Genomic DNA, 19,868 nt, shown 5'->3' with positions numbered 1-19,868 from the left:
CCTAACTACTCGGTAGCCCCCTCGTCGAGGCCCTGACGAACAGCGGCGGACCGCAGTCGTGGACCACCCCGTCCGGGTGCCGGAGGCCGCCAGGTCCGGGCGCGCGGGAGGCATCCGAGTAAGCTTGGGCATCCGGCCGAACGAGGGGGACAGCATGGTGAAGCGGTACGACCGGCTGAAAGAGATTCAGCGACTTGACCCCGAGCGGGACTTCCTGGAGATCTACCGCCTCACCGTCACCTACGAGTTCCCCTGGGACATCACCCGCGCTCTCGAACTGGCCCTCTACCGCACCTATGCCGTGCCCAGCATCGGTCGACTCCTGGACGAGACCGCGGAGTTGACGGAGCGCTCCCAGAAGCGCTACGACGACACGGCCCTGCTGCTCGACACGGTGACGGAGCACGGCTTCGACACCGACGAAGGCCGCACAGCCGTCCGCCGGATCAACCAGATGCACCGCAGCTACGACATCAGCAACGACGACATGCGCTACGTCCTGTGCACGTTCGTCGTCACCCCGAAGCGCTGGCTGGACAGTTTCGGCTGGCGACGCCTCTGCTGCCACGAGCTGGGCGCCTTCGCCGCCTATTACCGCACGCTCGGTGCCCGCATGGGGATCAAGGACATCCCGGTGAGCTACGAGGACTTCGAGCGCACCCTCGACGCCTACGAGGAGGAGCATTTCGGCTGGGACGAAGGAGCCCGCCGGGTCTCCGACGCCACCCTGGCGCTGATGGGATCCTGGTATCCGGCGCCCCTCGCCCCGGTGGTGCGCGGCGCCAGCCTCGCGCTCCTGGACGACTCGTTGCTCAAGGCCTTCCGCTACCGCCGCCCGGGGCCGGTCGCCCGCGGTTTGACCAGGGGCTCGCTTCGGCTCCGGGCGCGTGCCGTCCGGCTCCTGCCACCCCGGCGGACTCCCCACTACGCGCGCCAGAACCCCGAGATCAAGGGATATCCGGACGGGTACGAGATCGCGGGGCTCGGTACGTTCCCCACGCCGGGCGTCCGCGGCTGCCCGGTTCCGGGCCGGGGGCCGTCGCAGTCGCCCGTCGAGTGACGCGACCGCCCCGACCGAGCCGTGCACCTCGGCCGGGCGGACCGGGCCGACGCACCGACCGGGGGCCGTGCGCCGGTCCCGTACGGCTCGACGCTTCCTGTACGGCACCGGGTCCTGGCTGCGCCCCCGGCCTCAGGCCTGCCTGACCGCGAGGGCGAGAAAGCCGTCGTCCTCGTCGGTGTAGGACTCCAGCCGCCACCCCGCACCGGCCAGCAGGTCACGCAGCCTGGGCTCGGCCCGCAGGTCGTCGTCGGAGATGACGCGTCCCTGACGCGCGGCGAGGGCGGCCCGGCCGATCGGATGGAACAGAGCCAGGACCCCGCCCGGCCGGACCACACGGGCGAGTTCCGCCGTATCCGCCTCGGGGTGGGCCAGATGCGAGATCAGCCCGGCGGCGAACACCGCGTCCAGGACCCCGTCGCGCAGCGGCAGCCGCGCGATATCGGCACGGAGCAGTGTCCCGCTGTCTCCTCGTCCCGCCCGTGTCGCTTCCTCCAGCATGGCCGGAGTGAGATCGGCGCCCAGCACCGTGCCCCGCGGCCCGACGACCGCCCGCAGCGCGGGCATCGCACGCCCCGTCCCGCAGCCCGCGTCGAGCACCGCGTCGCCGGGGCGCAGCCCGAGCAGACCGACCGCGGCGGTACAGGCGGGACCGTCGTCGGGGAACCGGCTGTCCCAGCCGGCCGCACGCGGAGTGAAGAAGTCCAGGACATGAGTGTGGTCATTGGCCATGGGGACATGATCGCGCAACCGGCGTGGGCCTCGCGATCACCGGAAGCCGAGCTGTCCGGTCAGACGTTGACGCCGTAGTCCGAGGCGATGCCCGCCAGGCCTGATGCGTACCCCTGGCCGACGGCCCGGAACTTCCACTCGGCGCCGTGCCGGTACAGCTCGCCGAAGACCATCGCGGTCTCGGTGGAGGCGTCCTCGCTCAGGTCGTAACGGGCGAGCTCGACGCCGTTGGCCCGGTTCACCACCCGGATGAACGCGTTGCGTACCTGGCCGAAGCTCTGGCCCCGGCTCTGGGCGTCGTGGATCGAGACGGGGAACACGATCTTCGCGATCTCGGCGGGGACCGACGCCAGGTCGACCTCGACCGACTCGTCGTCGCCCTCGCCCTCACCCGTCAGGTTGTCCCCGGTGTGGCGGACGGAACCGTCGGGACTGTTGAGGTTGTTGTAGAAGACGAAGTGGCCGTCGGAGAGGACCTTGCCCGCCTCGGAGCACAGCAGCGCACTGGCATCCAGGTCGTGATCGGCGCCGGTCGTGGTCCGTACGTCCCAGCCGAGCCCGACCGTCACGGCGGTCAGACCGGGGGCCTCCTTCGACAGGGAGACGTTGCCGCCCTTGGCCAGGGTCACACCCATGAATTTCCTCCAGTGTTCTGTAGGTCCGCACGTGCGATCCGGGATCCTGCGGCTTCACCGCGTCCGGGTCCGGCGATCAGTGCCGTTCCGCTGTCACTCTTGTGGCCGCTACCTGTACGAACGCTCGGCACGGCGTTCCGGGTTCCCGGATTGCGCAAGCCATGAAATGAGCGGCGGCGGGGAAGGCCGGGTCGTCGCCCGGCCCCGGGCGCACCAGTGGGCGACAGTTGCCACATTGCGCAACCGTACAACTGTCGCTTCGAGGAGGTACGGGCACCCCTCAGCGTTCGGTGTGGCCTTCCTTGCCTCCCGGCTTGCCCTGCGTTACGTGCTCCGGCGCCGCGTCGGGCAGGTGGCGGCGCTCGTAGCGGCGGCGGGCCGCCGTGAGCCCGACCGCGTACAGCCCCAGGATCGAGCCGAGCAACAGGTAGTAGAGGGGCGGCAGGGCGCTCATCCCCAGCGACGGCCCGAGCGGAGTGAGCGGGAGGACGACGCCGACGGCGGCGAGACCCGCGGCGGCAGCCCGCAGAGGCTCACCCGCCCGGCGTTCGGCGGCACTGCGACCGGTCCGCAGCAGAATCATCACGAGGGCCTGGGTGAGCAGGTTCTCCGTGAACCACCCGGCGTGGAACGCCGCCTCCCCGCCGTCCGCGGGCGCATGGTGGAGGGCGAACGCGAGCACCCCGAAGGTGGCGAGGTCCGCGGCCGCGTTGAGCAGGCCGAAACCCGTGATGAAGCGCAGGAAGTCGCGCGGCCGCAGCACGGTGGGGCGACGCAGGACCGAAGCCGCCGGGCGGTCGAACGCGAACGCCAGCTGCGCCGCGTCGAAGCAGAGGTTCTGCACCAGCACCTGCGCCGGGAGCATGGGAAGGAAGGGCAGCATCAGCCCGGCCGTCAGCATGGCGATGACGTTGCCGAGGTTCGACGAGAGAGTGATCCGCAGATAGGTGGCGATGTTCCCGCTGCTGTGCCGGCCTGCCAGCACCGCACGGTCGATCGCGGTGAGGTCCTTTTCCGCCAGGACCACATCGGCCGCCTCCCTGGCCACGTCCACGGCGTTGCGGGGACAGATGCCGACGTCGGCGGCGTGCAGGGCGGGCAGGTCGTTGACGCCGTCGCCGAGGAAGCCGGTCGTGTGGCCGCCGGCGCGCAGGGCCGAGACGATCCGGGCCTTGTGCTCGGGGGTGCAGCGCGCGAACACCGTGGCCCGGTCCGCCACCCGGACCAGCTCCGCGTCCGACAGGGTGTCCACCAGCTCGGCCGTCACCACATCACCGGGGCCGGAGCGCCCCTCCGGGCGCAGGCCGAGATCCGCGCACACCCGGGCGGCCGTGCCCGGATGGTCGCCGGTGAGCACCTTGACGCTCACGCCCCGCCGCGCGAGTACCCCGAGCGCGTCGGCGGCGCTCGGGGCCGGAACATCGCGCAGCGCCACCAGGCCCAGGAAGGTCAGATCCCGCTCGTCCGCAGGCGTGTACGCGCCCGGCCCGGCCGCCCGGTCGGCACGGGCCACGGCCAGCAGACGCAGTCCCGTTCCGGCCTTCCGGTCCGCCAGGGCGAGCAGCCGGTCACGCTCTTCCCGGTCCATGGCGCACCGGTCGAGCACGGCCTCGACGGCACCCTTGGTGACCAGGGTGTGGACGCCGGGCCGGCCGGGCCGCCCGACCACCGCCGTCGCGACGCGCCGCACCGGATCGAAGGGCAGCACCGCGACGCCCTCGTACGCGTCCGGATCCACCTCCCCGGCAGCGGACGGACCGTACTCGTCGGCGGCGTCCAGCACCGCTTCGTCGAGCGAGTCGGCCGCGGGCAGTTCCGCCAGCTGGAGCGTCCACAGCGCGCTGACCGCCGCCCACCGCAGTACGTCCGGATCGGGCCGGTCCGCACCGTCGGTCGCCCCTGCGACGACAGGCCGGTCCTCGGTCAGCGTGCCGGTCTTGTCCAGGCACAGCACATCGACCGCGCCCAGGTCGTGCAGCGCCGGGAGCCGCTTGACGATCACTCCGCTGGTGCGCGCCAGCCGGGCGGCGCCCCGCGCGAGCGTCGTCGTGACGATGACCGGCAGCATCTCCGGGGTGAGCCCCACGGCGACGGCCACGGCGAACGGCAGCGTCTCCAGGCCCCGGCCGCGCAGCGCCGCATTGGCCATCAGCACCAGGGGCGGGGTCAGAAGCATGAAGCGGATCAGCGTCCAGGAGATCCCCTGGACGGACCGCTCGAAGGCGCTCGCGCCCCGCTGCCCGGCCCTGCCGTCATGGGCGGCGGCGAACCGGGTCTCCCCACCGGTGGCCACGATCACCGCCGTACCGCTGCCGGAGGTGACACTGCTGCCCTGGAAGCACCACTGCGGCTGTGCGAACGGTCCGGCCCCGGACAGCGCTGGGTCGGGGACGTCGAGGGCCTCCTTGGCCACCGGCGCGGACTCCCCGGTCAGGGCCGACTGATGCACGGTGAGTCCGTCGGTGCGCAGCAGCCGCACGTCGGCGGGTACGAGATCGCCCGGCCGCAGCCGGATCACGTCCCCCGGCACCAGGTCGGCGACCGGCACCTCCCGTTCGAGGGGAGAGGCATCGTCCGAGGCGCGGCGCAGCACGGTCGCCGTGGTCGCCACCAGTTCGCGCAGCGCCGCGGTCGACCGGTCGGCACGGTGCTCCTCCGCCGAACGCAGCAGGCAGCTCACCGCGACGAGCGCCAGGATGACGCAGGCGGTGCCCCAGGCGGAGACGAGGGCCGACACCAGGCCGAGGCAGAGCAGTACGGAGGTGAAGGGGTCCCGGAAGCTGCGCAGGAAGCGCCGGGGCCAGGGCACGGGCCGCCGGGCGGGCAGCACGTTCTCGCCCGTCCGGCCGAGCCGGATCTCGGCCTCCGTCTCCAGCAGCCCGCGCGGCCCGCTGTCGAGGGCGCGCAGCGTCTGCAGGGAGGTGGGCCCGGTGCCGGAGGCCGGGGCGGTGGTCGTGCGGCCCCCGCCGGATGCTGCCGAGGCATTCTTGCCGGTGCCGGTGCCGGTGCCGGTGCCGGGAAACGGTGTGACGGAGGCCGGCGTGCCGGCGGTGAGGTGTCCGGGACCCGCGGCTGAACCGCTCTCAGGCACCGAGCTCACGCAGGAGGACGGGCTTCTGGGAGGAGTGCCCGGCGCGTTCGGCCAATTGACCGACCATGAGCCGGACGACCGTCACCACATCGGGATCGTCGACCAGATAGACCTGCCGTCGGCCTTCGCGGCGGGAGCGGACGAGACCGGCCAGCTTCAGCTTCGTCAGGTGCTGGCTGACGGAGGGAAGCGTGCCGCCGACCCGCTCGGCGAGTCCTGTCACATCGCTCTCGCCCTGCGCCAGTGCCCACACGATGTGCAGCCGTGCCGGTGTCGCCAGGAGCCCGAACGCCGATGCGGCCTCCGCGAGCACCTCCGCGGGCGGATCCTGGAAACCGCCGCCGGAACCTGTCGACACGCTCGTATCTCCTCGTCCCCGGGCCGTCTGCGCGGACCCGGCACCGCTGCCCGTACCAGGCAGCCGAAAAGACCAGTGTAGGGGCCGCGCCGGATGAGCCCGAGGCCCGCGCGGGGCATCAGGCCCGTCGAAGAGAGGCGCAATGAGGTCCGTTGTGCGGCAAAGAACGACCGTGGCGAAGCCGCACCGGTCAAGAACGATCAACCCACTCGAACGAAGCCGACCGGTTGCCATGCTGTCGGCCCGAAGCGATTCCTGAAGCCCGAAGCCATTGCCGAAGAGAGGGGACGCATGCCCTCCGAGCACGTCGACAGCGACGAGAGCCACCGCACCGCCCACCGCACTCCCGGGAACGTCGGCAGGAGCATGATCGGAGAGGACATCGCGCTCACCCTGAAGATCATCGTGGCGGGCGGCTTCGGGGCCGGGAAGACCACCCTGGTCGGCTCGGTCAGCGAGATCCGCCCGTTGCACTCGGAAGAGACTCTGAGCGAGAGCGGGCGGGACCGGGACGACACCGACGGGGTGGAGCGGAAGACCACCACGACCGTAGCGATGGATTTCGGCCGTATCACCGTCCACTCCGGCCTGTCCCTCTATCTGTTCGGCACGCCGGGCCAGGACCGTTTCCGGTTCCTGTGGGACGAGCTCTGCGAGGGCGCCCTCGCGGCGATCGTGCTCGCCGACACCCGGCGGCTGGAGGACTGCTTCGCCGCCGTCGACCACTTCGAGCGACGGCGGATACCTTTCGTCGTCGCCGTCAACCGCTTCCCCGGCGCTCCTGACCATACGGAGCACGATGTCGAGCGGGCGCTCGACCTCGACCCGGGCACGCCGGTCGTGCCGTGCGACGCCCGTGACCGGGCCTCCGGAAAGGAAGTCCTGATCCGCACGGTCGAGTATGCCGGGCGCATGCACACTGCCCGGCTCCTCGCCGCCTTCGGCTGACGGCCCGGCGTCGAGACCCCCGCAGTCAGCCGGTCAAGTCGGCCATCGCGACCACCTTGTCGATCCGCACCCGCACGACCAGTTCGCCGGGCACACCGTTGCGCCGGCCGAACTCCTCGGCGGCGTCGGCCGCCACGTAACGGCGGGCGATGAGCGTCGCCCACCGCAGGAGTTCCCCCGGGTCCTCGCTCAGCTCGGCATGCCCCTGCACCACCGCGAACGCGTAGGGAGGCCGGTCGTCGTCGACGCACAGGGAGACCCGCCCGTCGCGAGCGAGATTGCGCCCCTTCACGCTCTCCTTGCCGGTGTTGAAGACCACCGAGTCGCCATCGAGAAGGAACCAGACGGGTGCGATGTGCGGACTGCCGTCGGTCCGTACCGTCGAAACCTTCGCCGTGCGCGTGCCCTCCGAGAGGAAGGCCCGCCATTCTTCATCGGTCATGTGGTGTGCCATGGGCCCATCCTCGGCCCGATCCCCGCATGGCGCGAAGCGGCACCCCGGGCTGTGAGGGACGCTTGCCCCCACGGGGCCGTTGCGCGAGGCTTACGCGCGTAGCGGGGTACGGGGAACGAAGGTTACGGGGAGGATGAGCACATGCCGCTTGACCGGGGACTCGACTGGCTTCTTGACGATCTCACCAGCAGGGTGCAATACATACGGCACGCCTTGGTGCTGTCGAACGACGGGCTGGTCACCGGGGCCAGCACCGGACTCGCCCGTGAGGACGCTGAGCATCTGGCGGCGGTCTCCTCCGGTCTGCAGAGTCTGGCGCGCGGGTCGGGGCGCCACTTCCGGGCGGGCCGCGCCCGCCAGACGATGGTCGAGTTCGACGAGGCACTGCTCTTCGTGACGGCCGCGGGCGACGGCAGCTGTCTGTGCGTACTGACCGCGGCCGAAGCCGACGTCGGCCAGGTCGCCTACGAGATGACCTTGCTCGTCAACAGGGTCGGCGAACACCTCGGAGTCTCCGTCCGTCAGGGCGGGCCCGAGGACACCGGATCCTTCTGACCTGTCTGACCTGTCAGATCTGTCAACCTGTCCGACCCGTCTGACCTGCGACTCCCGTCGTCGGTGAAGAGTTATCCACAGGACTGACGGGTGGTGACTCCTTCGGACTACTGTGATCACACAGAGTATTCGATCCGACGGGGGAGGACAGTCATGACGGTCAGGGAAGTGCTCCGAACGCACGCCAGGACCCAGGGCGCGCGGGCCGAGGATGCGAGCGAGCCGGCCGAGGACGCGAGCGCGTGGGCCGGCGCTCATGCCGCGGGCGTGAGCGCGGAGGCGGAAGGCGAGGGTGGGCACACCTCGTCCGCCGCCCCGGCGTCGACGGTCGCGGCCGGGCGCGCGGCCCAGGAACTGGGCCTGCGGCGTGCGCAGTTCGAGCTTGCGGTGCACCTGGGGCTGATCGCCGTCGTCGGCGCACCGGGTGGTGGGCGGCCACGGGTGCGTGAGGAGGAGATCGCGCGCCTGCGGGAGCAGCCGGGCTTCCCCGATGACCTGGCGGAGCGGGTCCGTACCGTCGGCACAGCGGAAGGAGCAGGCCTGCTGAACATCGCTCCGGCACGGTTCACCCGGCTGGCACGGGCGGGCTGCGTCTCACCGGTCACGTTCTATCTGAACCGGTACCGCGCGGTGGTCTGGCTCTATCTCGCGGACGAGCTTGCCGCGTTCGCGGCCCGGGAGCCCGAGCTGCTTGCCGGGCGGACGCCCCCGGGGATGCGCACGATGCTGGAATCGGGCACGGACTGGCGGGCACGCAACTGGCGTGCGCAGCGCATCGACCGGCTGCTGGACCGCACGCCGGACCCCTGGGCGCGGGCGGCGGTCCAGGCATCGGCACTGGATCCGGTGCAACTGGCGGAGGTCGTGGACGACCCCTACGAACGTGCCTATCTCGTACGGGTCCGTCCGGAGCCGGTCTTCGGACGTCCGGGGTCGATGGCGGCGAGGGAGGCCATGGGGGAGTTGACGCCGGCCGACGACCCCGACGAAATCCTCTGGAGGAGGGTCAACCTGGCGCTGGAGCTGGACCGGGCACGCGAGGACCGGCCGGCCCCGCGCCCCGGGGGCGACAGAGGAGTCCGGGCGGCGCCGGCCGTCCGGTCCGGGCCTGCTGCGGTGGGCGTGCCGACCCGGAAGAGGTTGCTCGCCAGGCTGGGGTGGCGTGTGCGGGGCACCGGATAAACTTTCGCGCCGATCGTTCGGATAGGTCATCCTGTGCGGATGTTGATCAGGGAAGCAATCTCCGAGGACTGGCCCGCCATCTGGCCGTTCTTCCATGCGATCGTCTCCGCGGGCGAGACGCTCACCTATCCACTCGATCTTGGTAAGGAGGACGCCGAGGGATGGTGGTTCGTCGCGGCGCCGAGCCGCGTGGTCGTTGCCGTGGACGACGCCGGGACGGTGCTCGGCACAGCGAAGATGAACCGCAACCACATGGGCAATGGATCCCACATAGCCAGCGCCACCTATATGGTCGACCCCGCTCACTCCGGCCGGGGAGTGGGGCGCGCGCTGTGCGAACACTCAGTCGATTGGGCTCGCGCCGAAGGGTATCGGGCCATGCAGTTCAACGCGGTGGTCGAGACCAACACCCATGCCGTCAAGTTGTACCGGTCGATCGGCTTCGACGTGGTCGGCACTCTTCCGGAGGGCTTCAACCACCCGACCCAGGGCTATGTGGGGCTTCACATCATGCACAAGGCCCTGTGACGCCGTAGCGTTCTACCACCGCCCTGTCCCCGCCGGAGGAAGCGAGCGCGGAGATCAGGCGAAAGGATGACCGGTTGCCGGTCCCAGCTCCGGTCCCGGCAGCGTGCGGCCAGCTGGGCCGCCGTCCGCCGCGCCGCTCGCGGTGACCGCCGGGACGACCGTCCCGGCCCAGGAGAGGGCCGTCCATCCCGAGTCCGGCGAGCCCTCGACCACCACCACGCCCGTGTTGTCCAGGCTGTGTTCGGCGGCGAACCCGACCGTGACGTTCCGTGCGCGGGCGGCTGTCCACACCCGGATGGCGGCGCCATGACTGACAAGCGCCACGGTTCCGGACTCCCCGGCCTCCGCTGCCTCGGCCACCACCGCGTCGAAGCGGGTCAGCGCCTCGGACCCGCTCTCGCCCCCGGGCATCCGGCGGGCTACGTCCCCGGCGGACCAGGCGAAGGCGGTCGTCAGATACTGCCGGACGGCGTCCTCGTCGGCCCGCATCTCCAGGTCACCGGCCGACAGTTCCCGGATTCCGTCACGGATCCGGACCTCGATGCCCCGCTCAGCGGCCAGGGGCGCGGCCGTGAGCTGTGTACGCGTCAGGGTGGAGGCGTACACCGCGAGGATGTCCTCCCCGGCGAGCGCCCCGGGCAGCGCCGCAGCCTGCCGCAGACCCAGGTCGGTGAGGCCGGGGCCGGGCCGCGCGGTGTCCAGGAAGTGGCCGAGGTTGGACGGTGTCTGGCCGTGACGGATCAGCAGCATTCGCATAGAACGGGTCATGCTCCAGGCTCGGGCGCGCGTGCGGCGGCAGATAGATGTGCAACCCACCCTCTCATTCGGCCACCACCGGAGGACATGACGACGGGAGGTCTGCTCGTCCTGCCGGAAGTAGCGGGGAGACGCCGGGAGTTGGTGCGAGGGGATGCGCACGGGGCGACTGCGTCGTTCCTGGGCGATGGCAGTACTGTGCGCCCCACCGGCATACGGGCGATGAGAAGTATCTGGAGGAAGATTCCATGACCATACCCAGGAGATCGTGGCGTGGCGCGGGTGCACTCGTGGCCGCTGCGGTCGTCGGTCCGACCGGAGGCGTCATCTCCGCCGGTCCGGCCGCTGCTCACACCCCCACCTGGGCCGTAACCTGCTCCGAGGTGACTGTTGACCTCACCGACTACACGAGCGACGTCCCCAATACGGTGACCGTCACGGTGGACGGCAAGGACTTGCTCCCCACCGAGACCTTCGACCGTGAGTTCCACAAGAAGCTGACGCTTCCCGAGCACGACAAGCCGGTGACCGTCCGACTGGTCGTCAAGGACGGAGGCGGCGACGGAAAGTACTCGATCGACAAGTCGGAGACGGCGAAGGTGTGCGACGAGGAGCCCCGTCCCACACCGACCGAGCCGACCCCGAGCGAGCCGGCCCCGTCGCGGACGCCGTCCACCGGGACGCCCGAGCCGAGCGCCACCCCCAGCGAGCAGCCTTCGGAGTCCGCGCCCGCCGTGCCCGCCCCGAGCCCGAACTCGCCGGATCTGGCCGAGACCGGCTCGTCGTCGACGCTGGCCATCGGTGGCGCCGCTGTCGCGGTGTTGCTGGCCGGCGGCGGCATCCTGTGGGCCGTCCGCAAGCGGCGTACCGCCCAGGACTGACGCTCCCGCTCTCAGTGGGCCCGCGCCGGCAGGTCGGGGCGGCGGGCCTCGTGAGCCGTAGGAACGCAGGAAGCGGCCGGAGCCGTCCGAGATCGACAGGCGGAGGCCGTTCGAGACCGGCGGGCTGAGGCCGTCCGAGCCGTGGCTGAGGCCGCCCGAGCGGTGGTCGAGGGGCCGCGCCACCGCGGTGATGCGGCCCCTCACTTCCTCCGGTACCCCCTTCTCCGTCCGTCACCCCTGTTCGTCCGTCACCGTTCCGGGTCCTTCATCGCTCCGGGTCCGTCGGAGGCGCGGTGGCCGGCGGGGGAGCGGGGCCGATCTCGCACCAGACGGCCTTGCCCTCGCCGCGGGGCTCGATTCCCCAGCGCGAGGCGACCGCGTCGAGCAGGAGCAGTCCCCGGCCGGAGGTGGACGTCTCGCCCGGCGTACGCCGACGGGGCCAGACGCTGGACCGGTCCTGGACCGACAGCCGGATCCGCCGTACCGGTTCGGGCAGCACTTCCAGTGTCAGGACGGCGCCGCCCTCGGTGTGCAGGAGTACATTCACCAACAACTCCCCCGTGACGAGCTCCGCATCGTCGGCGAACTCGGCCATGTCCCAGTCGGCCAGGGCCTGGCGCACGATCGCGCGGGCGTCCGAGAGGCCTTCCGGGTCCGCCTGGTGGATGTACTGGTGGAGCCGTGGCGCGTGCGACGACCCCACGTCCGGGCTCCGGCGCAGGACGAGGAGCGCCACATCGTCCCCCGACCCCCACCGTTCCCACAGCCGTTCCGACAGGTGATCGGCCAGCGCCTCGGCCCCGGCGGGCCCCGCGCTCACCTCGTTGCGCAGCGCGTCGATCCCGGAGTCGAGGTCGGCTCCGGGTTCCTCCACCAGGCCGTCCGTGTACAGCACGAACGTCTCACCGGGTACCAGGTCGAGCCGGGTTTCCGGGTACTCCTCGTCCTGGAGATCCGTGGAGGTGCCCAGCGGCAGCCCACCACGCACCTGCGGGCTGCCGACCCGCCCGTCGAGGTGGCGGATCAGCGGGCCGAGGTGCCCGGCCCGCACCACCTGCACCGCTCCGGACGCCAGGTCGACCTGGGCGTACGTGCAGGTGGCGAAGCGCTCGGTGTCCAGCTCGGCGAGGAAGCGCGAGGCCCGCGCCAGCACGGTGGCCGGCGGGTGGCCCTCAGCGGCGTACGCGCGTAGGGCGATGCGCAACTGGCCCATGATCGCGGCCGCGTGGGTGTCGTGCCCCTGAACATCCCCCACGACCAGCCCGTAACGGTTCTTGGGCAGGGTGATCACGTCGTACCAGTCGCCGCCGACCTGCCGGCCGCTCCACGCGGCGTGATACCGGACCGCGATCTCGCCGCCCTCGACGTCCTGTATCCGGGGCGGAAGCATCGCGGACTGGAGCTGGGTGGCGAACTCCCGCTCCTCGTCGAAGAGCATCGCCCGTTGCAGGGACTGGGCCACGATGGCGGCGAGGCCCAGGCACAGAATGCGCTCGTCCGCATTGAAGACCGTGCGTTCGCGGTAGAAGAGGGCCAGCCCGCCGAGCGACCGGGCCTGGGCCACCAGCGGAAGGTACGCCGCCGCCCGGAACCTCAGCCTCCCGAGATGCGGCTCCAATTCCGGGTAGCGACGGCCCAGCGCGGCGAGGGAGGTGATGAACCGGGGGCGTCCGCTGCGGATGGTGTCCGCGAGCGGGAGGTTGCGGTCGAGGCCACCGGAGCCGAGCCCGTCGAGCACCTCGAGCGACTCGCCGCTCAGCGCGACGATGTTCAGCGCGGAATTCTCCACGAGCCCCAGGGCGAGACCGTCCGCGCCGAGGCGGGCCAGCCCGCCGGGCCCGGTGAGGGCGGCCGTCACGTCGTCCACGGTCACCGCGCGGGACATCGCACTCGTTGTGCGTTCAACGATATTGGTCTGGCGCTGCCGCCGTTTCTCCAGATCGAGAACGAAGGCCGAATGGGTGACCTCCGCCGTCGCGTCCCGGACGACCCCCACGATCCGGTGGGCCCTGCCGTCCTTCGATCGCAGGATGCGGGCCTGGACGTGGGTCCACTGCGTGGTCCCGTCGTCCAGCGGCACGCGCAAGTGGACGCTGTAGGAATTGCTGCCGCCGGTGATGGCCTCGTCGATCGTGACGTCGAGCCGGGCCCGTTCCGCCGGTTCCAAGTGCTCCAGAAGTGCGGCCGGGCGTGCGTCGAACGTCGCCGGATCCACGCCGAACACCATGAGCCCGGCCTCGTCGATGTCCAGGGTGCGGGCGTCCAGATCCCAGTCGAAGCTGCCGGTCCGGTTCATGGCGAGGCGTTCCGTCTGCCGGATCTCACCGTTGGTCTTCCGGTCGATCCGGCGGAGCGGAGAGGCTTCGGCGTCCTGCCGCCGTTCGTCGTCGGTCATTCCTGCTCCGGAGGTCGTCCGGCGGGGCCGTGCGTCGGCGCACCCCGTAGTCCTCAATTGTCGAGCCGTATCCATCGGAGTGCCACAGCGGCCCGCCCCGCACCGCCCCCGCCGCTCCCGGCCCGATCCGGGGGTCGCGCAATGGCGGCCGTGGACCGTCCGCGACCATGGAAGGCGTCCCAGGTGTCACGAGCCCAGTGAGCGGAGCACACGCATGAACGACGACCGGCCCGTCCTGCTGGAGACGCGGGGCACCTGCCTGCACCTCACACTGAACCGCCCCCGGGCCCTCAACGCCCTCAGCCGCACCATGGTGCGGCTCCTCCACGAGGCCCTGGCCCGCGCCGAGGAGGACGAAGCGATCGACGCGGTGCTGCTGTCCGGGGCGGGCGACCGGGGCCTGTGCGCCGGGGGCGACATCCGAGCCCTGCACGACGACGCACGGGCCTCGGGGCGTGCGTCCTTGGAGTTCTGGCGTGAGGAGTACCGCCTCAACGCCCGCATCGCCCGATTCCCCAAGCCGTACGTCGCGCTGATGGACGGCATCGTGATGGGCGGCGGAGTCGGCGTATCGGCCCACGCCGGACTTCGTGTCGTCACCGAACGCTCACGCGTGGCCATGCCCGAGACCGCGATCGGCTTCGTGCCCGATGTCGGGGGCACCCGTCTGCTGGCAGCCGCCCCCGGCGAACTGGGCACCCACCTGGCGCTCACGGGCCGCTCCGTCGGGGCGGCCGACGCCGTTCTCTGCGGTCTGGCCGATCACTACGTCCCGGCCCGCCTCCTGCCGGCCCTGACCGAAGCGCTGGGCGAGCCGGCTGTGGCGCTGGGCGAGCCGGCTGTCCCTGGCGTCCCCGTGGCGGGCATCGTGCAGCGGTTCGCCACGGAGCCGCCCGCCGGAGAGCTCGCCGCCCAGCGCGACTGGATCGACGCCTGCTATGCGGCGGACACCGTGGAGGAGATCGTCCGACGGCTGCGCGGCTGTGGCGTCGCGGCAGCCGGGACGGCGGCGGACGAACTCCTGACCAAGTCGCCCCTCGCGCTCAAGGTCACGCTCGCGTCTGTCCGCCGGGCAGCCCGTCTCGGCAGCCTGGAAGCCGTCCTCGACCAGGAGTTCCGTGTCTCCAGCCGGGCATTCGAGCACCCTGATTTCGTGGAAGGTGTGCGCGCCCGGATCATCGACAAGGACAACGACCCGCAGTGGAAGCCGGGCTCCCTCGCGGAGGTCGACGACCAGGAGGTCGCCCGCTTCTTCGCACCGCTCGGCCCCGGCGAACAGGAACTCGGCCTCGCTCCCGGGCCGACGGACGTACCCGCGCGGGAGGGCCAGGCCGGGTAGGACGGTCCGGCGCAGACCCTCCGGCGCAGGCGGCCCCCAGTGCAGGCGCTCCCCGGCGCAGGCCCTAGCTTTCGCTGCCGGAGAGGCTCGGCTGCAGTGCCCGGACGAGAGCGAACAGCCGGTCCTCATTGCCCGTCAGCCCCGCGCCGCGCAGAGCATGGTCGGCCTCCCGCATCGGAGAGGTGAGCAGCGGCAGGTAGACCGGTGCGTCGTCGGGGTCCGCGAGCACTGCTCGGGTGGCCTCCAAGAGGCGGACGTACGCCTGCGCCGCGGCGAGCTCGTCGTTGTCCATCTCAGCTTCTCCTCCTCAGAGCTGTCTGACTCTCAAGCATCTCCCATGGGTCTGACAACGCCGCCTCAAGCCCGGCCGTGCCCGCCGGACAACCCGCTCGGCGGCTCCACCTCCAGGTAGCGCCTTCTGCGGGGACCCCGGTAGAGCAGCACCGTCCAGCCCAGTTCCCGCAAGGCCGAAGCGCAGCCGGCCAGCGCCTCCTCCTCGCCGTGAGCTGCGCCGCTGCCGGACGGCCCGGTCCACTCGACCCGTACCGAACCTGCCGAATCCCCGTCGCTCACCCGGTACCCGGCCGACACTCGACGCCCAGTCGGGTCGACGGCCGACGGTGTCGCCCTCGAACTCTCCAGCGCCAACGCGACCGCCCTGATCGGGCGGTTGAGTTCCCACAGCGCGGGCACGGCCTCGGGGTCGGGCCGTCCGGCGCCGGTGAGGCGACGGATCTGCAGCAGCCCCTCGAACGCGGTCCGCACCGAAGCGGCCCGAGCCGCCGGGGGCCCGGCAACCGGTGGACCATCGCCGGTCGACGGCTCGAATCCGGTGCTCTCCTCAGCGCCCATGCCTCCCCCTCGTGATCCGTCCCGCGCCCAGTGTGCACCGGCAGAGGACGCACAGGCCGACGGGAGCGTCGTTCCCCGGGAGACACCTCGGTAGACTCGTGTGCTCTGCACTCGCACATTCCGCAACACGATCCACGCAAGGACCCCGCCACCCGTGCCTGAGAACGATTCGACCGCCGTGCCCGACAACGGACGGGAGGCTCTGCGCGCGGACTGCACGAACTGTTTCGCTCTCTGCTGCGTCGCACTCACACTGACGGCCTCGTCGGACTTCGCCATCGACAAGGCCGCCGGGCGGCCCTGCCCCAACCTTCAGGACGACTTCCGCTGCGGCATCCACACCCGGCTGCGCCCGAAGGGCTTCTCCGGCTGCACCGTGTACGACTGCTTCGGCGCCGGGCAGAAGGTCTCACAGGGGACCTACGGGGGCCGCGACTGGCGTTCGTCCCCCGACCTCGCCGCGCAGATGTTCCAGGTGTTCCCGGTCATGCGCCAGCTCCATGAACTGCTGTGGTACCTCACCGAGGCTCTGACGCTGCCGGCCGCACGTCCGCTGCACGCCGAGCTCCGCCGGGCGCTGGAAGCTACGGAACAGCACACCACGCGCCCCGCGGTCGACTTCGCGGAACTGGACGTCGCCGGTCACCGCGACCGGGTCGCCGGACTGCTTCTGCGTGCCAGCGAACTCGTCCGGGCAACCGTGCCCCGCCGCAAGAAGCGCAACCACCGCGGCGCCGACCTCATCGGGGCTCGGCTGCGGGGCGCCGACCTGCGCGGAGCGGACCTCCGCGGGGCCTGTCTGATCGCCGCTGATCTCACCGGCGCCGACCTCCGCCTGGCCGACCTCATCGGCGCGGACTTCCGTGACGCCGACCTCTCGGGCGCTGACCTCACGGGAAGCCTGTTCCTCACCCAGGCCCAGCTCAACGCCGCCAAGGGCACCGCGAAAACGGCGCTTCCCGCATCGCTGATCCGCCCCTCCCACTGGTCCGACTAGACCTGTCCGGGCGATCAGGTCGGGCTGCTCGGCGATGCGCGGGCGTCGCCGTCGGGACGGGGCGACGTCACAGCCTCCCACCTGCCTGCGCCGCCGGAGGTTCGGCGATCCGCCGCACGGCGCGCGGAGCCACCGTCGTCACACCGGGCCCTCGACGCAGCACGGGGCCGTACGGGCAGGGCCCCTCGACGCAGCACGGGGCCGTGTACGGGCGGCGGTCCTCGACGTTTCGCCGGACCGGGGCCGGCGGCCCCGGTCCGGATCACCGTGACAAGGGTGGGGCGGTCTGAGGCCGGCTGACGATCCGGCCGGGCGGGTACCCCCGTTTCCCGCCCGACCGGAGTCTTTGCCCGGTCGTCCGTCCCGTGTGACACCCGGGGTCAGGCGCGCCACTCAGCCGTGCGCTCCGGCGACGCCTCGGAGAGCGCCTTCACGATGGCGTCGGCGTCGCCCTGATTGCCGTACACCGGGGTACCGGGCTGCTGGCGCCACGAATCGTCCAGGCCGCCGCCGTCGACCGTGTCGAAGCCCAGCTCGTCGATGAGCTCACGTACCGTCTGCTTGCCCTTCGGGTCGTCGCCGGCCACCGGGAGCGCCTGCCGGCCCGGAGTGCCCTGCGGACGGCCCCGGTCCAGGATGTCCTGGGCGTACGTGCCGTTGAACGCCTTGATCACGGGGTGGCCGATCTGCTGCTCCGTCCACCGGCTCTCCGGCAGCCCGTCCTCGACGGCGGCGATGCGGCCGTCGCGCTGTTGCGGGTAGTAGTTGCCCGTGTCGATGACCGTGGCGCCCTCCGCCGCGCCGTCGAGGAATCCGGCGGGCAGGTCGGGCACGGCCTTGAGCGGGACGGCGACCACGACTACCTGGGCGTCCTGTGCGGCCTCCGACGCGGTCACCGGCTTCGCTCCGGTCTCTTCGGCGAGGGCGATGAGCGTGTGGGGGCCTCGGGAGTTGGCGACGGAGACCTCGTGTCCGAGGTCGGTCAGGCGCCGTGTCAGGTTGCCGCCGATGTTGCCCGCGCCGATGATGCCGATCTTCATGGGTCCGACCTTCCGAAGCTTGCCGAGTGGAGTGAAGTGGAGAGGAGCGAAGAGGAGTGAAGAGAAGCGGACAGAGGTGGTTCTGTCGGTTCACCAACTACGGGCCCAGAGGCGCTATTCCGTTCTCCGCGAGGGAATATCCGAGCGTCTTCGGGACGTTGACATACGCCTTCGGTTGCGGCCGGGCAAGGACCGGACGTTCTCCGTAGGCCATTTGAGTGTCCTTGTCGGGCGCTCGCGCCGGACGGTGAAGGATGTCCCCCCGCACCGATCGCCGCGGGTCCATTCTGGTCGCCGAGTCCATACGGGCCGTCGATCGAAGGAGCGTCTGAGTGACGACGAGAGGCATCTCGCAACCGGTGGAGACCGATACCGCCGAACAGGACGAAATGCCGGTACGGCGCGGGGAACCCGGCAACGTCATCATCAAGTGGATGACCTCGACGGACCACAAGACCATCGGCACGCTCTACCTCGTCACCTCCTTCGCGTTCTTCTGCGTGGGAGGGCTCCTGGCCCTGGTTATGCGTGCCGAACTGGCGAGGCCCGGTATTCAGTTGATCTCGAACGAGCAGTTCAACCAGGCGTTCACGATGCATGGCACGATCATGCTGCTGATGTTCGCGACGCCGCTGTTCGCCGGATTCGCGAACTGGATCATGCCGCTCCAGATCGGCGCGCCCGACGTGGCGTTCCCGCGGCTGAACATGTTCGCGTACTGGCTGTACCTCTTCGGCTCGCTCATCGCGGTGGCCGGCTTCCTCACCCCGCAGGGCGCGGCCGACTTCGGCTGGTTCGCCTACGCCCCGCTGAACGACGCGGTCCGCTCGCCGGGCATCGGCGCCGACCTGTGGATCATGGGGCTGGCCTTCTCCGGCTTCGGCACGATCCTCGGCTCGGTCAATTTCATCACCACGATCATCTGCATGCGCGCCCCCGGCATGACGATGTTCCGCATGCCGATCTTCGTCTGGAACGTTCTGCTGACCGGTGTCCTGGTCCTGCTGGCCTTCCCGGTCCTCGCCGCGGCCCTGCTGGCGCTGGAGGCCGATCGTAAATTCGGCGCGCACATTTTCGACGCGGCCAACGGCGGTGCACTGCTCTGGCAGCACCTGTTCTGGTTCTTCGGCCACCCCGAGGTCTACATCATCGCCCTGCCGTTCTTCGGCATCGTCACCGAGATCTTCCCGGTCTTCAGCCGTAAACCCGTCTTCGGCTACATCGGCCTGGTCGCGGCCACCATTGCCATCGCGGGCCTGTCCGCGACCGTATGGGCGCACCACATGTTCGTCTCGGGCGCTGTGCTGCTGCCGTTCTTCTCGTTCATGACGTTCCTCATCGCCGTGCCGACCGGTGTGAAGTTCTTCAACTGGATCGGCACGATGTGGAAGGGGTCCCTCTCCATGGAGACCCCGATGCTGTGGGCCGTAGGGTTTCTGGTCACCTTCCTGTTCGGCGGGCTGACCGGGATCATCCTCGCCTCACCGCCCATGGACTTCCATGTCTCCGACTCGTACTTCGTCGTCGCCCACTTCCATTACGTGGTGTTCGGCACGGTGGTGTTCGCCATGTTCGCCGGATTCCATTTCTGGTGGCCGAAGTTCACCGGAAAAATGCTGGACGAACGGCTCGGGAAGGCGACGTTCTGGACGCTCTTCGTCGGATTCCACGGGACGTTCCTCGTACAGCACTGGCTCGGCGCCGAGGGCATGCCGCGCCGTTACGCGGACTATCTCGACGCCGACGGCTTCACTGCGCTGAACACGATCTCCACCATTTCCTCCTTCCTGCTCGGACTGTCGATCCTGCCGTTCTTCTACAACATCTGGAAGACCGCCAAGTACGGCAAGAAGATCGAGGTCGACGACCCGTGGGGTTACGGCCGTTCGCTGGAATGGGCCACCTCCTGCCCACCGCCCCGGCACAACTTCGTCACCCTGCCGCGGATCCGTTCCGAATCCCCGGCGTTCGACCTGCACCACCCGGTGGTCCGCTCTCTGGAGGAAGCCACCAACCGTTCCGGGAACTCCACGATCATCGCCCCGGGAGACAAGCGCGCGTGAAG

General features: G+C 70.7%; 19 protein-coding genes. 9 read left to right on the top strand and 10 right to left on the bottom strand.

Features of this window, described 5'->3' with window-relative positions:
- Positions 1 to 154 precede the first annotated feature (154 nt).
- On the top strand, positions 155 to 1,060 hold the full coding sequence (locus ACGF2Y_RS25170; protein WP_392951556.1) for an oxygenase MpaB family protein: 906 nt from the start codon (positions 155 to 157) through the stop codon (positions 1,058 to 1,060).
- A gap of 132 nt (positions 1,061 to 1,192) precedes the next feature.
- Here the strand turns inward: ACGF2Y_RS25170 and ACGF2Y_RS25165 are convergent, their stop codons facing one another.
- The 4 genes from ACGF2Y_RS25165 to ACGF2Y_RS25150 form a co-directional block, all read right to left on the bottom strand.
- Complete coding sequence (locus ACGF2Y_RS25165) at positions 1,193 to 1,792, bottom strand: class I SAM-dependent methyltransferase (RefSeq protein ID WP_392951554.1); 600 nt, start codon at positions 1,790 to 1,792, stop codon at positions 1,193 to 1,195.
- Positions 1,793 to 1,851: 59 nt separating this feature from the next.
- Complete coding sequence (locus ACGF2Y_RS25160; RefSeq protein WP_392951552.1) at positions 1,852 to 2,427, bottom strand: TerD family protein; 576 nt, start codon at positions 2,425 to 2,427, stop codon at positions 1,852 to 1,854.
- A 280-nt stretch (positions 2,428 to 2,707) separates the two neighbouring features.
- Entirely contained in the window at positions 2,708 to 5,527 is a 2,820-nt protein-coding gene (gene mgtA / locus ACGF2Y_RS25155) for a magnesium-translocating P-type ATPase (RefSeq protein ID WP_392951550.1), read from the bottom strand.
- Positions 5,511 to 5,876: an ArsR/SmtB family transcription factor gene (locus ACGF2Y_RS25150; RefSeq protein ID WP_392951548.1), complete on the bottom strand. Its 366-nt coding sequence runs from the start codon at positions 5,874 to 5,876 to the stop codon at positions 5,511 to 5,513. Before ACGF2Y_RS25150 ends, mgtA begins: the two co-directional genes overlap by 17 nt.
- 291 nt (positions 5,877 to 6,167) lie before the next feature.
- Here ACGF2Y_RS25150 and ACGF2Y_RS25145 point away from each other — a divergent pair, with 291 nt between their 5' ends.
- Positions 6,168 to 6,824, top strand: a complete 657-nt coding sequence (locus ACGF2Y_RS25145; protein ID WP_392951546.1) for an ATP/GTP-binding protein — start codon at positions 6,168 to 6,170, stop codon at positions 6,822 to 6,824.
- 25 nt (positions 6,825 to 6,849) lie between these two features.
- On the opposite strand, the gene ACGF2Y_RS25140 is transcribed toward ACGF2Y_RS25145, so the two are convergent.
- On the bottom strand, positions 6,850 to 7,278 hold the full coding sequence (locus ACGF2Y_RS25140) for a PPOX class F420-dependent oxidoreductase (RefSeq protein ID WP_392951543.1): 429 nt from the start codon (positions 7,276 to 7,278) through the stop codon (positions 6,850 to 6,852).
- Positions 7,279 to 7,419: 141 nt separating this feature from the next.
- Here ACGF2Y_RS25140 and ACGF2Y_RS25135 point away from each other — a divergent pair, with 141 nt between their 5' ends.
- From ACGF2Y_RS25135 to ACGF2Y_RS25125, 3 genes are all read left to right on the top strand, one after another.
- Complete coding sequence (locus ACGF2Y_RS25135; protein ID WP_392951541.1) at positions 7,420 to 7,833, top strand: roadblock/LC7 domain-containing protein; 414 nt, start codon at positions 7,420 to 7,422, stop codon at positions 7,831 to 7,833.
- Between the two features lie 153 nt (positions 7,834 to 7,986).
- Positions 7,987 to 9,015, top strand: coding sequence for a DUF6397 family protein (locus tag ACGF2Y_RS25130; protein ID WP_392951538.1), 1,029 nt, complete (start codon positions 7,987 to 7,989; stop codon positions 9,013 to 9,015).
- Positions 9,016 to 9,054: 39 nt separating this feature from the next.
- Positions 9,055 to 9,543: a GNAT family N-acetyltransferase gene (locus tag ACGF2Y_RS25125; RefSeq protein WP_392951535.1), complete on the top strand. Its 489-nt coding sequence runs from the start codon at positions 9,055 to 9,057 to the stop codon at positions 9,541 to 9,543.
- 54 nt (positions 9,544 to 9,597) lie between these two features.
- Here the strand turns inward: ACGF2Y_RS25125 and ACGF2Y_RS25120 are convergent, their stop codons facing one another.
- Positions 9,598 to 10,299 carry a histidine phosphatase family protein gene (locus ACGF2Y_RS25120; RefSeq protein ID WP_392951532.1) on the bottom strand — a complete coding sequence of 234 codons (702 nt, stop codon included), beginning with the start codon at positions 10,297 to 10,299 and terminating at the stop codon, positions 9,598 to 9,600.
- Positions 10,300 to 10,547: 248 nt separating this feature from the next.
- Here ACGF2Y_RS25120 and ACGF2Y_RS25115 point away from each other — a divergent pair, with 248 nt between their 5' ends.
- Positions 10,548 to 11,180 (top strand): LAETG motif-containing sortase-dependent surface protein, encoded by a 633-nt coding sequence (locus ACGF2Y_RS25115; RefSeq protein WP_392951530.1) that lies wholly within the window; start codon positions 10,548 to 10,550, stop codon positions 11,178 to 11,180.
- A gap of 265 nt (positions 11,181 to 11,445) precedes the next feature.
- Here the strand turns inward: ACGF2Y_RS25115 and ACGF2Y_RS25110 are convergent, their stop codons facing one another.
- Positions 11,446 to 13,575: a SpoIIE family protein phosphatase gene (locus tag ACGF2Y_RS25110; RefSeq protein WP_392951528.1), complete on the bottom strand. Its 2,130-nt coding sequence runs from the start codon at positions 13,573 to 13,575 to the stop codon at positions 11,446 to 11,448.
- A 214-nt stretch (positions 13,576 to 13,789) separates the two neighbouring features.
- Between ACGF2Y_RS25110 and ACGF2Y_RS25105 the strand changes: the two genes are divergently transcribed.
- Entirely contained in the window at positions 13,790 to 14,914 is a 1,125-nt protein-coding gene (locus ACGF2Y_RS25105) for an enoyl-CoA hydratase/isomerase family protein (RefSeq protein WP_392951525.1), read from the top strand.
- A gap of 64 nt (positions 14,915 to 14,978) precedes the next feature.
- Here the strand turns inward: ACGF2Y_RS25105 and ACGF2Y_RS25100 are convergent, their stop codons facing one another.
- Positions 14,979 to 15,206: a hypothetical protein gene (locus tag ACGF2Y_RS25100; protein WP_392951522.1), complete on the bottom strand. Its 228-nt coding sequence runs from the start codon at positions 15,204 to 15,206 to the stop codon at positions 14,979 to 14,981.
- A gap of 65 nt (positions 15,207 to 15,271) precedes the next feature.
- Positions 15,272 to 15,766, bottom strand: coding sequence for a hypothetical protein (locus ACGF2Y_RS25095; protein WP_392951520.1), 495 nt, complete (start codon positions 15,764 to 15,766; stop codon positions 15,272 to 15,274).
- A gap of 154 nt (positions 15,767 to 15,920) precedes the next feature.
- On the opposite strand from ACGF2Y_RS25095, the gene ACGF2Y_RS25090 reads away from it, so the two are divergent.
- Positions 15,921 to 16,763: a pentapeptide repeat-containing protein gene (locus ACGF2Y_RS25090; protein ID WP_392951517.1), complete on the top strand. Its 843-nt coding sequence runs from the start codon at positions 15,921 to 15,923 to the stop codon at positions 16,761 to 16,763.
- Between the two features lie 380 nt (positions 16,764 to 17,143).
- Here the strand turns inward: ACGF2Y_RS25090 and ACGF2Y_RS25085 are convergent, their stop codons facing one another.
- Positions 17,144 to 17,803 carry an NADPH-dependent F420 reductase gene (locus ACGF2Y_RS25085; RefSeq protein WP_392951514.1) on the bottom strand — a complete coding sequence of 220 codons (660 nt, stop codon included), beginning with the start codon at positions 17,801 to 17,803 and terminating at the stop codon, positions 17,144 to 17,146.
- A gap of 389 nt (positions 17,804 to 18,192) precedes the next feature.
- Here ACGF2Y_RS25085 and ctaD point away from each other — a divergent pair, with 389 nt between their 5' ends.
- Positions 18,193 to 19,866 (top strand): cytochrome c oxidase subunit I, encoded by a 1,674-nt coding sequence (ctaD, locus tag ACGF2Y_RS25080; protein WP_392951666.1) that lies wholly within the window; start codon positions 18,193 to 18,195, stop codon positions 19,864 to 19,866.
- The last annotated feature ends 2 nt before the right edge of the window (positions 19,867 to 19,868 follow it).

Origin of the sequence: Streptomyces sp. NPDC048142 (assembly GCF_043202835.1) — a bacterium.
Classification (GTDB): Bacteria; Actinomycetota; Actinomycetes; order Streptomycetales; family Streptomycetaceae; genus Streptomyces.
This window is presented reverse-complemented; position numbering and strand designations above follow the sequence as displayed.

Bases quoted from the DNA above. Each gene is read 5' to 3' on its own strand.
- ACGF2Y_RS25100 (WP_392951522.1), bottom strand. From the start codon at position 15,206: ATGGACAACGACGAGCTCGCCGCGGCGCAGGCGTACGTCCGCCTCTTG.
- ACGF2Y_RS25125 (WP_392951535.1), top strand. From the start codon at position 9,055: ATGTTGATCAGGGAAGCAATCTCCGAGGACTGGCCCGCCATCTGGCCG.
- ACGF2Y_RS25140 (WP_392951543.1), bottom strand. From the start codon at position 7,278: ATGGCACACCACATGACCGATGAAGAATGGCGGGCCTTCCTCTCGGAG.
- ACGF2Y_RS25165 (WP_392951554.1), bottom strand. From the start codon at position 1,792: ATGGCCAATGACCACACTCATGTCCTGGACTTCTTCACTCCGCGTGCG.
- ACGF2Y_RS25145 (WP_392951546.1), top strand. From the start codon at position 6,168: ATGCCCTCCGAGCACGTCGACAGCGACGAGAGCCACCGCACCGCCCAC.
- ACGF2Y_RS25160 (WP_392951552.1), bottom strand. From the start codon at position 2,427: ATGGGTGTGACCCTGGCCAAGGGCGGCAACGTCTCCCTGTCGAAGGAG.
- ACGF2Y_RS25110 (WP_392951528.1), bottom strand. From the start codon at position 13,575: ATGACCGACGACGAACGGCGGCAGGACGCCGAAGCCTCTCCGCTCCGC.
- ACGF2Y_RS25115 (WP_392951530.1), top strand. From the start codon at position 10,548: ATGACCATACCCAGGAGATCGTGGCGTGGCGCGGGTGCACTCGTGGCC.
- ACGF2Y_RS25105 (WP_392951525.1), top strand. From the start codon at position 13,790: ATGAACGACGACCGGCCCGTCCTGCTGGAGACGCGGGGCACCTGCCTG.
- ctaD (WP_392951666.1), top strand. From the start codon at position 18,193: ATGCCGGTACGGCGCGGGGAACCCGGCAACGTCATCATCAAGTGGATG.
- ACGF2Y_RS25120 (WP_392951532.1), bottom strand. From the start codon at position 10,299: ATGCGAATGCTGCTGATCCGTCACGGCCAGACACCGTCCAACCTCGGC.
- ACGF2Y_RS25095 (WP_392951520.1), bottom strand. From the start codon at position 15,766: ATGGGCGCTGAGGAGAGCACCGGATTCGAGCCGTCGACCGGCGATGGT.
- ACGF2Y_RS25085 (WP_392951514.1), bottom strand. From the start codon at position 17,803: ATGAAGATCGGCATCATCGGCGCGGGCAACATCGGCGGCAACCTGACA.
- ACGF2Y_RS25170 (WP_392951556.1), top strand. From the start codon at position 155: ATGGTGAAGCGGTACGACCGGCTGAAAGAGATTCAGCGACTTGACCCC.
- ACGF2Y_RS25130 (WP_392951538.1), top strand. From the start codon at position 7,987: ATGACGGTCAGGGAAGTGCTCCGAACGCACGCCAGGACCCAGGGCGCG.
- ACGF2Y_RS25135 (WP_392951541.1), top strand. From the start codon at position 7,420: ATGCCGCTTGACCGGGGACTCGACTGGCTTCTTGACGATCTCACCAGC.